This is a genomic window from Bifidobacterium apicola, from assembly GCF_042846865.1.
Classification (GTDB): domain Bacteria; phylum Actinomycetota; class Actinomycetes; order Actinomycetales; family Bifidobacteriaceae; genus Bombiscardovia; species Bombiscardovia apicola.
Window position 1 is genome coordinate 1,966,780 of sequence record NZ_BAAFQQ010000001.1, and the last position, 17,422, is coordinate 1,984,201.

At 58.7% G+C, this 17,422-nt stretch carries 14 protein-coding genes and 1 pseudogene; 8 read left to right on the forward strand and 7 right to left on the reverse strand.

Features of this window, described 5'->3' with window-relative positions; genetic code table 11:
• Positions 1 to 560 precede the first annotated feature (560 nt).
• From ACGG9J_RS08160 to ACGG9J_RS08170, 3 genes are all read left to right on the forward strand, one after another.
• Complete coding sequence (locus tag ACGG9J_RS08160) at positions 561 to 1,475, forward strand: ABC transporter ATP-binding protein (RefSeq protein WP_390135225.1); 915 nt, start codon at positions 561 to 563, stop codon at positions 1,473 to 1,475.
• Between the two features lie 31 nt (positions 1,476 to 1,506).
• On the forward strand, positions 1,507 to 2,262 hold the full coding sequence (locus ACGG9J_RS08165; RefSeq protein WP_390135227.1) for an ABC transporter permease: 756 nt from the start codon (positions 1,507 to 1,509) through the stop codon (positions 2,260 to 2,262).
• A gap of 322 nt (positions 2,263 to 2,584) precedes the next feature.
• Positions 2,585 to 3,352, forward strand: a complete 768-nt coding sequence (locus ACGG9J_RS08170; protein ID WP_390135229.1) for an LOG family protein — start codon at positions 2,585 to 2,587, stop codon at positions 3,350 to 3,352.
• 19 nt (positions 3,353 to 3,371) lie between these two features.
• Here the strand turns inward: ACGG9J_RS08170 and ACGG9J_RS08175 are convergent, their stop codons facing one another.
• From ACGG9J_RS08175 to ACGG9J_RS08185, 3 genes are all read right to left on the reverse strand, one after another.
• Entirely contained in the window at positions 3,372 to 4,049 is a 678-nt protein-coding gene (locus ACGG9J_RS08175) for an O-methyltransferase (protein WP_390135231.1), read from the reverse strand.
• Positions 4,050 to 4,122: 73 nt separating this feature from the next.
• Entirely contained in the window at positions 4,123 to 5,271 is a 1,149-nt protein-coding gene (locus ACGG9J_RS08180; RefSeq protein WP_408069109.1) for a succinate dehydrogenase/fumarate reductase iron-sulfur subunit, read from the reverse strand.
• Between the two features lie 129 nt (positions 5,272 to 5,400).
• Positions 5,401 to 7,302 carry an FAD-dependent oxidoreductase gene (locus ACGG9J_RS08185; RefSeq protein WP_390135233.1) on the reverse strand — a complete coding sequence of 634 codons (1,902 nt, stop codon included), beginning with the start codon at positions 7,300 to 7,302 and terminating at the stop codon, positions 5,401 to 5,403.
• Between the two features lie 78 nt (positions 7,303 to 7,380).
• Between ACGG9J_RS08185 and ACGG9J_RS08190 the strand changes: the two genes are divergently transcribed.
• Complete coding sequence (locus ACGG9J_RS08190; protein ID WP_082067705.1) at positions 7,381 to 7,725, forward strand: MGMT family protein; 345 nt, start codon at positions 7,381 to 7,383, stop codon at positions 7,723 to 7,725.
• Here the strand turns inward: ACGG9J_RS08190 and ACGG9J_RS08195 are convergent.
• The 4 genes from ACGG9J_RS08195 to ACGG9J_RS08210 all read right to left on the reverse strand — a co-directional run bounded on the left by ACGG9J_RS08195 (position 7,641) and on the right by ACGG9J_RS08210 (position 13,006).
• Positions 7,641 to 9,302 carry a DNA-processing protein DprA gene (locus ACGG9J_RS08195; RefSeq protein WP_390135236.1) on the reverse strand — a complete coding sequence of 554 codons (1,662 nt, stop codon included), beginning with the start codon at positions 9,300 to 9,302 and terminating at the stop codon, positions 7,641 to 7,643. The genes ACGG9J_RS08190 and ACGG9J_RS08195 overlap by 85 nt on opposite strands.
• Before the next feature lies 1 nt (position 9,303).
• Entirely contained in the window at positions 9,304 to 10,890 is a 1,587-nt protein-coding gene (locus tag ACGG9J_RS08200; protein ID WP_390135238.1) for a YifB family Mg chelatase-like AAA ATPase, read from the reverse strand.
• Positions 10,890 to 11,408: a YraN family protein gene (locus ACGG9J_RS08205; RefSeq protein ID WP_390135240.1), complete on the reverse strand. Its 519-nt coding sequence runs from the start codon at positions 11,406 to 11,408 to the stop codon at positions 10,890 to 10,892. Before ACGG9J_RS08205 ends, ACGG9J_RS08200 begins: the two co-directional genes overlap by 1 nt.
• Before the next feature lie 701 nt (positions 11,409 to 12,109).
• Positions 12,110 to 13,006 (reverse strand): pyridoxamine kinase, encoded by an 897-nt coding sequence (locus ACGG9J_RS08210; RefSeq protein WP_390135242.1) that lies wholly within the window; start codon positions 13,004 to 13,006, stop codon positions 12,110 to 12,112.
• A 266-nt stretch (positions 13,007 to 13,272) separates the two neighbouring features.
• Here ACGG9J_RS08210 and ACGG9J_RS08215 point away from each other — a divergent pair, with 266 nt between their 5' ends.
• The 4 genes and pseudogenes from ACGG9J_RS08215 (at position 13,273) to ACGG9J_RS08230 (ending at position 17,395) form a co-directional block, all read left to right on the forward strand.
• Positions 13,273 to 14,592, forward strand: coding sequence for an O-acetylhomoserine aminocarboxypropyltransferase/cysteine synthase family protein (locus tag ACGG9J_RS08215; RefSeq protein ID WP_390135244.1), 1,320 nt, complete (start codon positions 13,273 to 13,275; stop codon positions 14,590 to 14,592).
• Positions 14,593 to 14,786: 194 nt separating this feature from the next.
• Positions 14,787 to 15,676: pseudogene (locus ACGG9J_RS08220) on the forward strand (ABC transporter ATP-binding protein).
• Positions 15,677 to 15,899: 223 nt separating this feature from the next.
• A complete protein-coding gene (locus ACGG9J_RS08225; protein WP_390135246.1) occupies positions 15,900 to 16,142 on the forward strand; it encodes a hypothetical protein in 243 nt (80 codons plus the stop codon).
• Between the two features lie 368 nt (positions 16,143 to 16,510).
• The gene (locus ACGG9J_RS08230) at positions 16,511 to 17,395 is read left to right on the forward strand and encodes an ABC transporter ATP-binding protein (RefSeq protein WP_390135248.1); all 885 of its coding nucleotides are present in this window, start codon (positions 16,511 to 16,513) and stop codon (positions 17,393 to 17,395) included.
• Positions 17,396 to 17,422 lie beyond the last annotated feature (27 nt).

The window sequence follows — 17,422 nt, forward strand, 5'->3', positions numbered from 1 at the left end:
CGATCCTTCCCAGTATAAAAAGAGTCTTACATGGCCTCTTCCATATGTAAAAGTCGGATAACGGTTCTCGTTGCGGCAAAAGCAACGCCCAACAACCTGCGAGACGCATTGTTTCCGCTCAGGGGACTCCGGCATTTGAGATTCAGGCATTTGAGCAAATCGCTTGCTGAAGCCATGGATGAGGAAACCAGGTTCTGGGAGATAGTGTTTTGTTTTGCCAGAGAGGCTGCAGGGGGGCTTGCAGATGTCTTATTAGGGGAACCGCAGAGATTCCGTATTGCCGATGGCTGATCGAATCAATAAGTGAGTTTTTCATCTTTCTATGAATGTGTGGCAGATACTGGTGGTTCGCTTGATTTGTCAATGCGTTGAGTTACCTTTTCCTCTTTAGATTTGTAAACAGGTACTTGAACATTAGGTCATAACTGCTAGTGGTTCTGATGCTGATATATTTCAATCACCATTGGTGGTACTCTTTTCAAAGAGTGTTTGGCAGGTTTGGCCGCTCAATGCAATGAAACTTTAACGAACCGCTGTACCTACCACAAAGGGTGGCACCAATGAATGCTGCTATAGAACTTGGGAATCTGGTTAAAGAGTATGAAACGCCGGCAGGGGTTATCAAGGCGCTGGATCACCTTGATCTAATTGTACCTGAAGGGGGCATCTTTGGTCTGCTGGGCCCTAACGGTGCTGGAAAATCAACAACGCTCGAAATAGCTGTCGGCTTGAGAAAACCGACTTCCGGAACTGTCACAGTATTCGATAGGAATCCGCAGACTGATTCGCAGTGGATTCATCAGCGGGTGAGTATTCAACCTCAGGAGTCCACTATTTTTCCCCAGGAAAGAGTGGGGGAGATACTGTCATTCTGGGCCAGTCTTTATGATCGCCCACGCGACGTGGATCAAGTCGCAAAATGGATGGGCTTGGACGAATTGCTGCTCCGCAAAGTAGCAAAATTATCAGGTGGACAAAAACAGCGTCTGAACGTTGGTCTATCCATCATCGGACGGACGAAATTAGCCATACTTGACGAACCTTCCACTGGTCTTGATGTAATGGCCCGGGACGACCTTTGGAAGGTGCTTCGGTTTCTGGCTGAAGAAGGTACGACGATTGTCCTATCGACACATGATTTAGATGAAGCGCGAGTTCTGTGCCATGAAGTAGCGGTGATAGATCATGGTCGGTCTGTAGCCCAAGGCAGTCCGGAGGAACTCATCAGGAAGCATGCAAAGGGGACGTTGGTATCCTGCCAAGTAAGGCCAGATGGAATATCGGACCTTGTGAGCATGCTTCGAACTTTTGGCGAACCGGAAGTCGTTAATAAGAAAACCGTCTTAATACGTGCCGACGATACGGATCCTGTTATTGCTGTGCTGTCGAGCAACCCTGCGGTTTCCCAATTACGCATGAACGAACCAAGCCTTTATGACGCCTTCGTGAAGTTGACTGGGCATGATTTTGAATAATTGTTGATACTCATTTTTGTTAGGACTCCAGATGATAGAAAAAAGGCACCTTCGTCCCTTGTTGGCGCTGCAGACTCGTGAACTAGTCAGAAATACCTCATACTTTATTTTTGTCATAATTTTCCCTTTTGCCATGGCGGGAATGTTCCTTCTCATGTCCGAGATGATGAAAGGGCAGGCTGATGCTCCGGACTTCAGCCCATTCGTTATGCCCATGGCGCTCTTTCTGGCAGTGACCGGTACAGCTTTGACCATGACTGCAGGTCCTTTGGCCGAGGTCAGGCAATCAGGAGCTCTCCGGGTACTTTCAACAACGCCAATTCGAAAAGCAGACTATTTGATGACGTATCTTGCTGTAAGGCTCATTATGGCGACCCTGCAGATCTTTGTCATAGTAGGCGCTTCGGTATTGCTGAATCTGCTTCCGTTTAGGGATGTAGGTCGAGTTTTTGTCGTGTCCTTATTGGGACTGGTCATGTTCCTTGCCTTGGGGTATTTAATGGGTGGCTGGCTTTCGTCACCGCAGTTGGCAACCAACTTGGGAGCTCTCGTGCAACTGTTGGCTTTGTTCCTCAGCGGCTTGGCCATACCCTTCGCCATCCTTCCGGATTGGCTGACGAATGTTATCAGATGGATTCCGTCTACTCTCTTTGGAGATCTCATTTTCTGGGCATCAAAAAACCCTCTGCAACAAACGGGCGCTATGCTTTCAACTTCCATTGTGCTTGCTGTTACTGCAGTGCTTGTATCTCTAGCGGTTCGTGGTTTCAAATGGGATGTGGAGTGAGTTTGGAGCCCGAAGTGTCATTGATTAAACATATTTGAAAGTTGAAATATTCAAGCAAGTCATAAGTTATCCATGTCACCGGCTATAGGACGGTTGGAGGGACAAACTCGGTTTTCTCTTAGTTATTTGTCCATGTCTGGGTCTGCAACACCATACTCTGTTGATCTAATTCAGCTTGTTCTCGCTACCCACAGCGCCTGCGGCGATTTCTCCTGATATGAATCTGGTCTTGCCGTCAGCCGGGCGGTGGGGGCCGCTATCATGAGAGCCGGAACAGGTCGAGCGGGTCCTTCGGATTGGGGCCCGATGAAGGAATGCATAGATGACGGATATGGTTGACAATCACGATGAAGATGAAGGCCCGGACCTGGGCAGGACCTACCACAGCGGTCCGGTCATCATGCGCGGGCCCATGATTCCTGAGGCGGACGCCAATGCCGGTTTGCTCTCATCGGACGGTGACACGGACTGGCTGCACATGGATCCTTGGCGGGTGCTGCGCATCCAGGCTGAGTTCGTCGACGGGTTCGGTGCATTGGCAGAGCTGGGGCCGGCAGCTGCCATCTTTGGTTCGGCTCGGACCGGCAGGGAGGATCCCAACTACGCTGCTGCGCGCAAGATGGGCGGCGACTTGGCCAAGGCCGGTATGGCGGTCATTACCGGGGGAGGGCCTGGCATCATGGAGGCGGCCAACAAGGGCGCTGCTGAGGTCGGTGGCAAGTCCGTCGGCCTGGGCATCGAATTGCCCATGGAGCAGGGACTCAACCGCTGGGTGAATCTGGGCATCACCTTCCGCTACTTCTTCGTACGCAAGATGATGTTCATGAAATACTCCTCGGGCATCATCGTCTGCCCTGGCGGGTTCGGCACACTGGACGAGATGTTCGAGGTGCTGACCCTGGTCCAAACCCATAAGGCGCCCAGTATGCCCATCGTCCTCTTCGACAGGGCCTACTGGCAGGGGCTCTTTGACTGGATCTCAGACACGGTGAGGCAGCGGGGCATGATTTCTGAGCTGGACCCCGATCTGGTCATCCGCACTGATGATCCGGATGAGGCTGTGCAGGCCATTCTGCGTCACCGTGCCTGAATAAGCAGGCGGATAGCAGTCAGCGGGCGCGGGTGGCCATGATCATGCCCGTGCCGATGGGCAGCAGGCAGGATTCCCAGGCATTGTCTTTGCTTATGGCCTCCATGATGATGCGTAAGGTGGTCGTTTTGGCGGTTCTGTTGGCCGGGTTGAGCACGCCGCCATTATCCGGGTCCTCCAGCAGATCGAAAGCATCCGTAAAGATCAGCTGTCCCCGGTCCTTGAGCAGGCGCGGGGCCTGGTCTATGACCTGCTGGTAGTTGTCCCCGTTTCCCGAGACGACGATAAGGTCGTAGTCGCTGGGGTTGAGCCTGGGAAAGTAGGTTCGGGCAGCCGCGTTGACCGCCCTCAGCCTCATGCCTGGGTGGGCTTTCTCCATGCCTGCGAATATTTTTTTGACCAGGGAGGTGCCTTGGGCTGTGGAGTCGACGGCGGTGAACTGGCCATGACCATGCAGGCCTGTCATCAGGCGCAGGGCTTCGACCACGGAGCCGTTGCCGACTAGGATGATGGATGCCGGAGCGTTCCGGCCAGCCAAGAACTGCAGGAAGGCGCCCTGAGACCGGGAACACTGGGCGAATCCGGCCTCCGAAGCCTTGTCTCGCAAGGTCTGCAACTTGTCGGATTCGACGTTCAGAGCGCTTGCCTCGGCGAATTCCCATCCTCTGGCGATGTTGTTGTACGAGGTTTTGTCCATGCTAACCATGGTAACGACTAGAGGGCACAAGCTTGTCGCCAGCTCTTGTTGAACTGTGTGCGTATGAGTTCGGCTACTCCTTGACGGCTTCGACCAGCTTCCACATCTCTTCGCCCACGTCGATCCCTCGGGGGCAGGGTCGGGTGCAGGCCCGTATGGACTGGCATGCCTGGATACCGTCCGCCTGGTCAATGGCCTCAAGGCGTTCCTGCCGATGGCTGTCGCGGGAATCGTTGATGAATCGAGCCGCTGCGATCATGGCTGCCGGTCCGGCGAAGGCTTCACCGCCCGCATAAATAGGGCAGGCGCCCTGGCACAGCCCACAGGCGATGCAGGTGCTGAGCAGTTCATACCGGGCCAGCTCTTCCGGGGTTTGCCGGTATTCCGACGATGGCTTTGTGTCGGCCGTCTTTGCCTGGGCCGCTTGGTTGCTATCAGCCGAGGAGTCATCATGGAGCAGATACGGCTTGAAGCGTCGAATCTGCTCAAACATGGCATCGGTGTCCACTATCAGATCTCTGAGCGGGGTTAAGCCGGGAAGCGGGCGGATCTCTACTGCTGAAGATTCTGCAATGTTTGAAGTTTTTGTAAGGTGCGTGGCATCTATAGGGCCTGTAGCTTCTGAAAGTTCTGCAGGGCCTGCTGTGCCTACAGGATCCGTAGCCGAGAAGTCTGAGGCCGTTGAGTCTGAGACCGAATCCGGATGCGATGCCGACGGGGGTATGGCCGTTTTGGGTGTCGCTGTGCCGGTGCGACGGAAGGCTTGAGACGGTTGGACCTGCGGAGTTCCATTAACTACACCGGGTGAGGCGTAGGCGTTCGGCATGGTCTTGGATGCAGCCAGGCAGTCGGCGATGGTAGCTGTGCAGAGCAGATCCGGGCGGCCGTTGATGAGCACGGCATCCGACCCACACATGCCATGGCCACAGGAGTACCGGAAGTTCAGTGTGGGATCCACCTCTCGCTTGATCTGCAGAAGGGCATCCAGAACGGTGCGCTGTGGGGCGATTCGAATCGTGTACTCCTGCGTCCAACGACGTCCGCGGGCCCGTCGACCGCCTGTTGTGGCGAAAGGATTGCTTTTGGCGAATGGGTTGGTCCGTGCCGGACGCTCTGATTGAGGTCGTGGGGTAAACCGGGCTATTCGGAAGGTCACCGGGCGGGGATCGCGGTCCGATGCGGATGCCTTGGATCCGTCTGATTCCGTGGACTGTGATGTCACGGTTGCTCCTGTCCTTGTTCGGGAAACGGCCCGATGCCCACTGATATGCGCGGACTCCATCCTAATCCCTGCCTGACCTGGATAGGTGTCGAGCGGTTGCCTGTCTGAACAGATTGGGCTCAGAGCCCATCAGTAGTTGCGACCCTTGGGAGACATGTCGACGATATGAACGGGCTGCCAGGAGACGTTTTCCTCGGCATCGATCATGGTGTGAGCCAGGTAGTGTTCGTCATCGCGCTGCGGATAATCGCTCCGGTACAGGGCGCCGCGGGACTCCTGACGCTGCAGGCTGGCGTTCAGGACGGCCCGGGCCAGGGTCAGCAGGTTGTCCACCTCCATGATGGCGGTCACCTCCTGGTTGAGCACTGCTGTCCCACTGTGCGCACGCAGCTGTCTGGCATCAGCATCCAGGTGATCCAGGCCGCGCAAACCCCTTTCGATGCTGCTCTGATCGCATCGGACGGCAACGGCCTCCTCCATCAGCCGTCCCAGTCGGCCCATCAGTGCGTAAGGGTTGTTCAGGCTGGCCTCGTCACCGGTGTCGGGTTCTTCGCCTTGGTTGTCGGCCAATGCTGATTCCGAGGGCTCGGTGTTGCTTGCGCCAGCCAGCAACTCGTCCATGAAGACCTGACGCTTCTGCAGGGCTTGTGCCAGCGGAGACGTGTCGGTCATGTCGTTTGGCTTGTCGGCATTGGACATGGCGGCGGCGATGGTCTGTCCGGTTCTGGTGCCGAAGAGGCAGGCATCCAGCAGGGAGTTGCCGCCCAGTCGGTTGGCTCCGTGAACGCTGACACAGGAGCATTCCCCGGCGGCGAACAGTCCGTTGACGATTCGACGGCGGCCATTCTGCCAGAGGTAGACGCGGCCACGATCGGTAATGGGGATGCCTCCCATGGTGTAGTGGGCGGTGGGTTTGACCGGAACCATGTCCACGGTGGGGTCCAGGTGGGCGTAGCGATGGATGGTCTCGGTGACCTGGGGGAGCAGGGCAGTCATGCGTTGGGCATCGATGCCGGTCATGTCCAGCCAGACGCAATCATGAGGCCCGTCCGGGTCCGATGGATCGGCCACTCCACGACCTGCATCAATCTCGGCCATGACGGAACGGCTGACCACATCCCTGGCGGCCAGGTCGCCGTGTTCCGGCGCGTAGTCCTGCATGAAAGCCTTGCCCTGACTGTTCCTGAGCATGCCGCCTTCTGCGCGGGAGGCTTCTGAAAGAAGGATGCCGGTGTGGCCCAGGCCGGTGGGATGGAATTGGATGAACTCTATATCCTCCAGCTGCAGACCGGCCTGCAGGGCGAGCGCCATGCCGTCACCGGTCAGGTCCCAGGAGTTGGAGGTCGTATGGAAGAGTCGGCCGGCTCCGCCCGTGCACAAGACGATATTGTCGGCTTGGATGGCCTGCAGTTTGCCGGCGTGGGTGTCCAGGACGATCAGTCCTCGGGCATGGCCGCCGGTTTTCTCATCAGTGGGCGGGTCGACGACCAGATCGGTTACATACCATTCCTCGGCGAACTCGACTCCAAGACGCAGGCACTGCTGCCAGAGGGCGTGGAGGATCTGATGGCCGATACGGTCGGCTGCATAGGCTGCCCTCCTGACTGGGTGACCGCCATAATCAGCGGTATGGCCGCCGAACTTCCGCTGGGCGATGTGCCCGTCTCCAGTCCTTGAGAAGGCCACTCCGTCATGCTCCAGCTGGATGACGATGCCCGGGGCCTGCTCGGCCAGAATCCGCACGGCATCCTGGTCAGCCAGCCAGTCGCTGCCCTTGATGGTGTCGTAGTAGTGCCAATGCCAGTCGTCTTTTTCCTGGTTGCCCAGACTGGCCGCAATGCCGCCCTCTGCTGAGCCGGTGTGGGATCGCAGGGGCTGCAGCTTGGAGGCGACCAGGACCTTTGGCGACGAGCCGTTCCTGTTTCCGTCGCTCTCCAGAGCTCTGTAGAGTCCCAGAGCCGTCGACAACCCGGCCGCTCCGGCTCCGACGATGACGGCATCATAGCGGTTTCTGACCTTCTGCGGATTCATACCATTGATACTGTCACGACCTATTGATAGCGGCGGCTCCTCCAGCCCATGTCTGCTTGCGCGGGCAGAATGGATCCCATGACCGAGCTTTCCTTCTCCCAGCAGGTGTATCAGGTCGTCAGGCGGATCCCTCGCGGCAAGGTGGCCACCTACGGTCAGGTCGCCTCTCTGACTGGCCATCCGCGCAACGCCAGGTTCGTGGGTTATGCGCTTCATGACAATCCTGAACCTGGGGTGATTCCCTGTCATCGCGTGGTCTTCCGCGATGGTTCTCTGGCCCCGGGATTCGCTTTTGGCGGGCCTGAACGTCAGCGTCAGCTGCTGGAGGATGAAGGCGTTCATTTTGTTCCTCCCCGCAGCGATGAATCGGCTGGTGCGGACGGCTGGGTGGTGGATTTGGATCGCTGTCGCTGGAAGGCCTGATTCTTCTGGTCTTCAGCTACCGCGCATCCATTCTGCAGGTTGATCGAACCACGAATCTCCAGGGAACCCAGCAGCTGCATCAGATGCCTGACTGAGAGTTCATGTCCCTGATTGGCCAGCTCAGTGCGAAGCTGTCCCATCATGGGCGGACCGCCCCGGAGCTGGCAGGTACGGATAGCCGCCAGCACGGTTGCCTCCTCCTTGGTTAGACGATCGTCGTCGGCTTTTTCGTGTTCATGGGCCATGCCTGGATTTGATGGCGGGGTTGAAGGATGCTCTTTGTGCTGAGAGTGGGTCGAAAGCCTGCCTTTATTAGTACCGGATTGTTTGAGCGTGATCGGGAGCGGCTGATTGCCGTGGGTGGTTTGGATAGGATGATCACAGTCAAGCGACGGTACGCGCTGCGTGGGCTGCCTACTTCCTTGATGCTCATGATCTTCGGCGGTTTTGACTGAATCGTCGGTTCCTTGTCGAACAAGCTCGTCAGGGTGGATAGGTCCATGGGCGGGATGGCAGATGTCTTGGATGTCGGATGCCGACAGGAGCAACTCCGCCTTGCCCTCATGGATTAGCCGGTTGCAGCCGGTGTTTTCCGGCTGGTCGATTCTGCCGGGGGCAGCCAGCACGCGACGGCCCAATTCCACACCCCAGTTGGCGGTGTTGAGGGCGCCGGATCGGTGACGGGCCTGTGCCACCAAGATGTCGGAGGCCAGGGCGGCGATGATCCGGTTGCGCAGCAGGAACCTACGCGCCTCAGGGATGGTGCCAGGCGGCAGCTCGCTGATCAGCGCGCCGCCATCTGCCTCGATGTTCTCGAACAGACGGCTGTTGCGTTTGGGGCCCATATGCAGCAGGCCTCCAGCAAAAACGGCGACCGTGCGTCCGCCGCCAGCGGCCAGGGCTCCCCAGTGGGCGGCGGCATCCGTGCCCATGGCCCCGCCGGAGACGACCAGGTGGCCTTGGCCGGCAGCCTGTCTGGCTATTTGATGGGCGATGGACCGGCCATACTCGTCACAGGCTCTTGACCCGACCACGGCCAAGGGGTGGTCACAGCAGATCAATGCTTCAGGATTGCCTCGTCCCCACAGGCAGAGGGGAGGGGCCCAGTCGGAGCGGCGTGCCAGGTCGTCCACCTGACCTGGCCAGCAGGGGTCGCCTGGGGTCATCACCCAGAATTGGCCTCCACCAGTCATCATGGTCCGCACCTGGTCGGTGTCCATGGCCAGCAGGGGCGTCAGACGTCTTCGCCAGGAGCTGCTTATCTTGTGGAACCGGGCGAGGTCCTCGGGCCTCGTTTGCCGTCCCCACCGAGCCGTCCCCTTAAGAAAGCGTTCGTCCAGTTTGGAGCGTGCTGCTTCGTGAGGGTCCTTGCAATCCGACTGGTTCGGCGCTCCCAGCTCGATCAGGTTTCGGCACAGGTCGGCTGCCTGGTCCGAGCCCAGCAGGCAGGCGATCATGAAGGCATCGGGGCCATCTGCCGCCAAGGTCAGCACAGCTCTGGCAAGCCAGTCGCTCTTGACCATGGTCATCGGTCGCGGTCGGCCGGCAGGCATGGTCTTTATCAAGGGTTTGGACATCTCAGACAGCCCTCGTTCTGAGCAGGATGCCGGTGGTCACATCGTCCGCACCCGGGCTGGTCCGTCCATCCAGGTCTGCCAGAGTCCATGCCAGGCGCATGGTCCTGTCGGCACCTCGCAGACTGATCCGTTGCCTGCGCAGGGCCTGATCCACGACCGAACGGGCCTTGGCTGATGTATTCCGGCGCAGCCATTCGCCGCTGATCTGGGCGTTGCAGGTCCAGCCCTGCTTGCGGAAGCGTTCTTTTGCTGTCTGACGGGCGCGGGTCACACGCTGGCGGATCTGGGCGCTGTGCTGGCGTGGACGGTGGTCGCCGAATCCGGGGTCGGTCACAGGAGGGACTGTGGTCTGGATGTCGATGCGGTCCATGATGGGTCCTGACAGCCTGTTCCAGTAGCGGAGGCGCTCGCGGGGCGTGCAGGTGCAGCGCTCGCCTGTGCCGTATCCGTATCCGCAGGGGCAGGGGTTGGAAGCCATGACCAGCTGGAAACGAGCCGGGAAGGTGGTGCTGCCCTTGGCGCGGGACAGGAAGATTCGCCCGATCTCCAGGGGCTCGCGCAGGGATTGGATCACCCTTGGGGAGAATTCCGGGGCTTCATCCATGAAGAGGACGCCGCGGTGGGCACGGGTGATGGCTCCAGGGGTGGCCAGTCCTGCGCCGCCCCCGACCATGGCCGCCATGGAGATCGTATGATGAGGAGCCTCGAAGGGCGGCACATCGGTGATCCCATACTGGCTCAGCGTGCCGCACAGGGATCGGATGGAAGCCACCTCCAGCTGTTGGACAGCATCCAGAGCGGGCATGATGCTGGGAAGCCGTTCAGCCAGCATGCTTTTACCGGCTCCTGGAGGGCCGACCATGAGCATGTGGTGACCGCCGGCTGCAGCTACCATCATGGCCCACTTGGTCTCCTCCTGGCCGAGCACATCAGCCATGTCCGGCTTGGGCGGAGACGGGTCGGCATTGGCGGGTGAGTTGTCTTCATGACCTGAGTTCCTGGGGTGCACACTCGCTATGGCGGTCGACTTGTCAGAGTCCCGGCGAGTGTCTGCTTCGGGGACGACAATCCTGCTTTGCCCACCCAAGGCCTGGATGAGCTGGCCCAGGTGGCGCAATCCCACGACCTCGATATCGGGAACCAGACGGGCCTCATCAAGGTTGTCTGCAGGGACGAAAGCATGCGTGATTCCCTGAGCTCTGGCCTGAGTGAGAATGGGGAGCAGACCGTTGATGGGCAGAATATTGCCGTCCAGGTTGAGTTCGCCCAGGATGACGGTATGGTCCAGGCCCTCCGTCGGCAGCGCTCCGCCGGCTTCCAGAACGCTGGTCGCGATGGCCAGATCGTGTGAGGAGCCATGCTTGGGTTTTGAAGCAGGGGACATGTTGACGGTGACCCTGGTCTGCGGCCACCGGAATCCGCAGGCCGAGCAGGCGGATTTGACCCGTTCCCGCGACTCCGACAAGGAGGCATCCGGCAGACCGATGATGGAGAAGTAGGGCAGCCCTGGGGAGATGAAGGACTGCACGTGGATGAGAAAGGCCTTGAGGCCTATCAGTCCTACGGATTCGGCGGATCCGAGACGCATCAGAAGGCCTCCCTGGTGTGTCTGAGGAAGACCGATCCCGGATTCCAGCCGCCTCTGCCCGAACGGTTGGATCCCCTGACGGCCTCGGCGGATGCCTGACAGGAAGCCGGGGGATGGGACCCTTCGGAATGCATGCTTCTGGCAGGGTCGGACTTGACTGACAGGCTGATGACATCAAAACGGGTGCCGCGATGCCGTGCGTTGGGATCTCGGTCGTGGCTGATCAGCCATTGGACAGCTGCTCGACGCAGATGGGTCTGTTTGCGCGGGCCGACTGCCTGTTCCGGGGACCCGAACCGACCGGTGCGTCTGGTCTTGACCTCTACGAAGACCAGAGTCGCCTCAGGATCCAGGGCGATGATGTCCAGCTCGCCGAATCTGCTTCTCCAATTCCGGGCCAGGATTCTCCATTTTCGTTGTCGCAGCCACTGGCAGGCGTAGTCTTCGCCCAAACGTCCGAGCTCTCGGTTGCTTACGCCTTTGGCTCTGATCTGACGCTCAACATCTGCCAGCTCCATGTCGCAAGATTCATGGCTGCTCGTACCTAATCTGGTTTTCTCGGGTTGTATGATTTCCGCGTTGCTGGCGGAGCCTATGGAATCGGGCAGAGCGCTTAAGGGCTGTGTGACCGATGGGCCTGCGAATATAGCATCGGCATCGGTTCTGTCGTCCCTGTCGTTGAGAACTGTGCGGAGATTGGTTGGTCTAGTCAGTGCTTGTGTATCCATGTCTCTAGGAGACCACTGGAATGAGGTCGGCGACTAGTAGAACCGGGCATGTGGTCGAATGAACCTGCGCACGCACGAAAGTGGATGAACGAGTGGATTGACGATGCAGACGCTGTACCTATTGCGCTTATCTCTGCATCAGGCAGAGGCGGCAAAGGCAAGAAGGACTGAGACAGAAACCAAGCAAAGCGGAATCAAGAAAAGCAGAACCAAGGAAGCAGAAACGAGTGACACCAAGTAAGGCAAATAAGCAAAGGGAGCAGGGCAACAGGCAGATAAAAAGACCGGAAGACACCGCTGGCGAATTCGCTGGCAACGCCTTCCGGTCTGCTGTGGTCAACCCATCTCTATGACTGATTTGTCAGCTTGTCGACCGGTTATTTGGTCGGCAACAATAAGGCGATTGAGTTGGTCTGGATTCCATTCATCCACCTTGGTTTTCCAAACTTGACGAATGCCCGGACTTCTAGGCTGCTTCACCGACCTTGGGCTCACTGCTCCTGCATCAGAGCGGTCATCAGGCCCAGATCCAGCTCGAAGCTGACACCGCGCTGCTGATAATCGGGCTGATTGCGTGTGTGCTGCATGGCCGAGCGAACAAATTCGCCGGCGATCCGGGCGGCATCGGCCAGGCCTCGTCCTGCAAAGAGCGCACCGCAGAGGCTGGAGGCGAAGGCATCGCCGGTTCCATGGATCATGAAGGGCAGCTTGTCGTGGACCAGCTCGGTGCGCTCGCTGACTCCGCCATGATCTGCCGAAGCCACGAAGTTGCGCAGCCTGCCGTCTTTCCGGTCGATGCCCTTGATGATGACGTTTTTCGCGCCCATGTCCAGCAGGCGGCCCAGACGCTCGTCAACCTGGGCATCGTCAAGGTCCTGGCCTTCGTAGTCGATGCCGGTCAGCAGGCTGACCTCGGTCAAGTTGGGCATGAGCAGGTCGGCCCCATCGACCAGATTGGTCACAGCCCGGCACATTTCCTCGGTGTAGGTGGGGTACATGGACCCGCTGTCGCCCATGACCGGGTCGACCAGCCGCAGGGCTTTGGGATATTCCCGATACATGCGCTGAATGATGTCGACCTGCTCGGCGCTTCCCAGGAACCCGGTGTAAATCCCGTCCAGCTCGACGCCCTCCTTCTGCCAGGCATCCAGGTATCCCGGCAGCATTTCAGTGGTGTCGTGGAAGGTGTAGTCCTTGAACATGGTATGCGCGCTGAACAGGGCGGTGGGCACCGGGCAAACGTCGCATCCTGCTGCCGAAAGGATGGGAATGGCGGCCGTCAGCGAGCACTTGCCATACCCGCACATGTCATGCACAGCGGCGACTCGGGGAATGTACTTGCTGTCGCGCTGGTAGAGCCTGTTCTGATCGTCCGTCTGTCCGGCCATCTTTGAACTCCTTCATGCCTGCTGAGGCTGTTCGCAGCGGAGTCTTCTCCGTCGCTTACTCGACTCTACAGCGGAGGGGTTAAACGGGCACCGCCGCGTGTGCAATAGCGAGATAAAAAAGGCCAGTTTTCAACCTTTTGGAAGCTGTTATAAAAAAGGACGATACCGAAAAGTCCCTTCTGGCTTGAACAGGTGGGCTTGTGCCGCTTATGGTCACATTCAAGAACATGGATGAGGACGCACGTCACTAGCAGATAGGAATCGACATGACCGACCAGAACCCGCACAAGTACCATTTCGAGACGCTTCAGCTCCACGTGGGCCAGGAGCAGGCCGACCCCGCCACTGATTCCCGGGCCGTGCCCATCTACGCCACCACCAGCTACGTCTTCCACAACTTCGATCACGCCGAGGCCCGATTCGCGCTGAAGGATCCGGGCAACATCTACGGCCGTCTGACCAACTCCACCCAGGGGGTCTTCGAGGACAGGATCGCCGCCCTGGAGAACGGCACCGCTGGTTTGGCCGTGGCCTCGGGAGCGGCAGCCGTGGAGTATGCCTTCCGGAACATCACCCAGACCGGGGACCATATTGTGTCCTCCAAGAACATCTACGGCGGCACCTTCAACCTCCTCAAGCACACGCTGCCCCGCGATGGTGTCGAGACCACTTTCGTGGATCCTTCGGACCCGTCCAACTTCGAGTCGGCCATCCAGGAGAACACCAAGCTGGTCTTCTTCGAAACCTTCGGCAACCCCAACGCCGACCTGCCCGACTTTGAGGCCATCTCCAAGATCGCCCATGACCACAACCTGCCGGTGATCGTCGACAACACCTTCGCCACTCCTTACCTCTTCCGTCCGCTGGAGCACGGCGCTGACATCGTCGTGGAATCGGCCACCAAGTTCATCGGCGGCCATGGCACCACCCTGGGCGGGGTCGTCGTGGAAGGCGGCCAGTTCGACTGGGCGGCAGTGCCCGGCAAGTTCCCCACCTTGACCGAACCCGATCCCAGCTACCACGGTCTGCGCTTCTACCAGGATCTGGGGGCTGCGGCCTTCGTCACCCGCATTCGCGCCATCCTCCTGCGCGACACCGGCGCCGTCATCTCGCCCTTTGCAGCCTTCCTCCTCCTGCAGGGGACCGAGACGCTCTCGCTGAGGGTTGAGCGCCACGTTGAGAACGCCTTGAAGGTGGTGGATTACCTGCAGACCGTGCCGGAGGTGGAGTCGGTCAGCCACCCGGCCATCGAGGGACGCCCCGATCACGAGCTCTACAAGCGCTACTTCCCCAACGGCGCCGGGTCCATCTTCACCTTCGATCTGAAGGGCGGCAAGGATGCGGCCAGGGTCTTCATCAACAACCTGCATCTCTTCTCCCTGCTGGCCAACGTCGCTGATGTGAAGTCGCTGGCCATACACCCGGCATCGACCACCCACTCCCAGGAGACGCCGGAGGAGCTGGAGGATCAGGCCATCCATCCCGGTACCATCAGGCTCTCCATCGGCACAGAGAACATCGAGGATATTCTGGATGACCTCAAGGGCGCCTTCCAATCATTGAAGGAGTCCGGTCTGGCCAAGTAGCCGGCAATCGCACTTCCTCCTTGGTTCCGTATACGCGTGATGCATGACCGAGAAGGCGGAAAAGCACAAGGTGCTTGTCGAAACCTCATTACGTTTCGCCAGGCACCTTTGGTATATGCCTCCTCCCCTCATTCTCCGGTCGCAGGCAGCGTCTGACTGGCTGAGTGTGATGTTCGGGTGAATAAGACAAGGGCATGAAGCATGGAGCAAAGACAAGGGCGCCTTCCGATCCCTCGTCTGGTGCGGGCGGATCGAAGCAGATCGCCCAGGTGGCCATCAAGGCCCAGGGGCTGATCAAGGACTACGGGAGTGGGGAAAACCTGGTCCATACCCTACGCGGTGTGGATGTTGAATTCGAGCGGGGCAGGTTCACGGTCATCATGGGCCCCTCCGGCTCGGGCAAGTCCACCCTCATGCACACCCTGGCCGGCTTGGACGCCGCTACCTCCGGACATGTCTACCTGAACGGGGCCGATGCCGAAAGGGTGAAAGGCAGGCGGGCCAGCAGTCATGGAGGGCGTAGGGGAGTGGTCGACCTGACCACGCTCAATGACAATTAGCTGACTCTTTTGAGGCGCCAGAGCCTAGGCTTTATTTTCCAGAGCTTTAACCTGCTGCCCATGTTTACGGCTAGGCAGAATATACTCATCCCCCTGATCCTGGATGGGGCCAAGCCAGACACAACCTGGCTGGGCGTTCTGGCCAAGACCCTAGGCTTGGAGGAGAGGTTGACCCACCGGTCCAGCGAGCTTTCGGGTGGTCAGCAGCAACGTGTGACCATCGCCAGGGCCCTCATCACCAAACCTTCCATTGTCTTTGCGGACGAGCCCGTTGGAAACCTGGATACGGCCTCCTCGACAGAGGTGCTCAGCTTCCTGCGGGATTCGGTCCGCGAGCTGGGACAGGCCATCATCATGGTTACGCATGATGTTTTTTGCAGCTTCCTTTGCCGACCGGGCTTTGGTATTTGCGGATGGTCGAATCGTGGCAGACCAGGACAGACCCAGTGGATTCCATGAACGCCTTGCTCTCTGAGGAAGTCATGGCCCCCGCAGCTACAGCTGACTCGGCTGCTGGTCGCTAGGGGGAATGCTCATGTGGTTTGCTGCCAGGAAAATGATGCGGCATGACTTGGGCATGATGGTTCCCGCCGGCATCGCCGTAGTCGTCGGAACACTGTTTATTGCCATGACCTTCCTCTTCGGCAACACCATGGACATTTCCATGCGGCGTATGGTCTCTTCCGATGCTGCCAGGCCAACTGCGCCATCATCCCCGCGGAAAACAGCAATTCAGATCAGAAAAGGGTGAAGGACTTCAGAACCGAGGAGCTGGCAAAAGTCCCAGGCGTTCACGCAGTCAGATCCGATACCCAGCTCATGGCGGATGTCCGCGCCGGCAAGATCAAGAGCGAGAGCGTAATCGCCATTCCTGTGACGGATTCATCACTGATGCCGGTCGGTCTGTCCAAGGGATCCTGGCCTCGCGCAGATAACCAAGTGGTCTTACCCGGGCCGGCTGGTCTCCAGGCTCAGGCTCTCCCTGGGTGACCAGGTGAATCTGAACCTGTCGCCTAACATCTGTATATTTCCGAGGACTTTGGGCCGAAAGGGCAGGCCAGCGCTGACCAGGTTGCGGTCAGGTTCATATCGAAGCCCCTGACCTTTGGCCTGATGGTTCCATGTCTTGAGTCTCATGTCTCTTGTGTCGAACATGATGTTCTTCATCTCGGCAGATTTCCATCCCCGCCACCCCGCGTTGATTTGGATGATGCCCGCCTAACAGGACGAATTTTTCAACACAGTCATCCGTAAGGATGATTGTTTTCATCGCTCCTAGGGACCATATCGCGGCAGTCGATAGCCGCATAGGGTCGGAAGCTGACGGGAGAAAGGCTTCCTCGCGGATAAGGAGCACCATGCAGCACAAAGCGGATACTTCGTCTTCACAAGGACTAATAGACAGAGCAGGCCAACGCGTCGCGGGACCACCGGCCGTCAGCGCCAGGCAGCTGACCAAGGATTATGGGCAAGGTTCGAATGCTGTCCATGCCCTGCGCGGAATCGACGTGAATTTTGAGCGTGGCCGGTTCACGGCCATCATGGGGCCTTCAGGTTCGGGCAAGTCAACGCTCATGCACGTTCTGGCCGGTCTGGATACTGTCACCTCTGGCCATGTCTATATGGCCGCTGATCTTCTGCACCCGAGGAGTAGACATCGTCATCATCCATCAATCGATCAGGCTGGCCGAGTCGACCTGACACGACTGGACGACCGTCAGCTGACCCTGATCAGGCGGCGGCATCTGGGATTCATCTTCCAGAGCTTCAACCTGTTGCCTATGTTCACTGCCAAACAGAACATCCTCATGCCGCTGGTACTGGACGGCGTTCGGCCTGACAGCTCGTGGATGGAACAGCTGGTAGAGACTCTGGGTTTGTCTCAGAGGCTGAACCATCTTCCCGGTGAATTATCCGGGGGACAGCAGCAGCGGGTCGCCATCGCCAGAGCGCTGATAACCAAACCCGGTCTGGTCTTCGCGGACGAACCGACGGGGAACCTGGACCTGGCCGCAAGCACTGGTGTTCTGAAGTTCCTACGCGATTCCGTACGTGAGCTGAATCAGACAGTCATCATGGTCACTCATGATGCCTATGCCGCATCCTATGCCGACCGTGCGCTGGTCTTTGCCGACGGACAGATCGTTGCGGACCGACAGGATCCGACAGTGAAAGCCATGAACGATCTTCTGGCTGAACAAGTGTCGGCTGGCGCTGGTGGCTATTCCCAGGTACAGGACTAGGGGGTGCATTGTGTGGCGGATAACCCG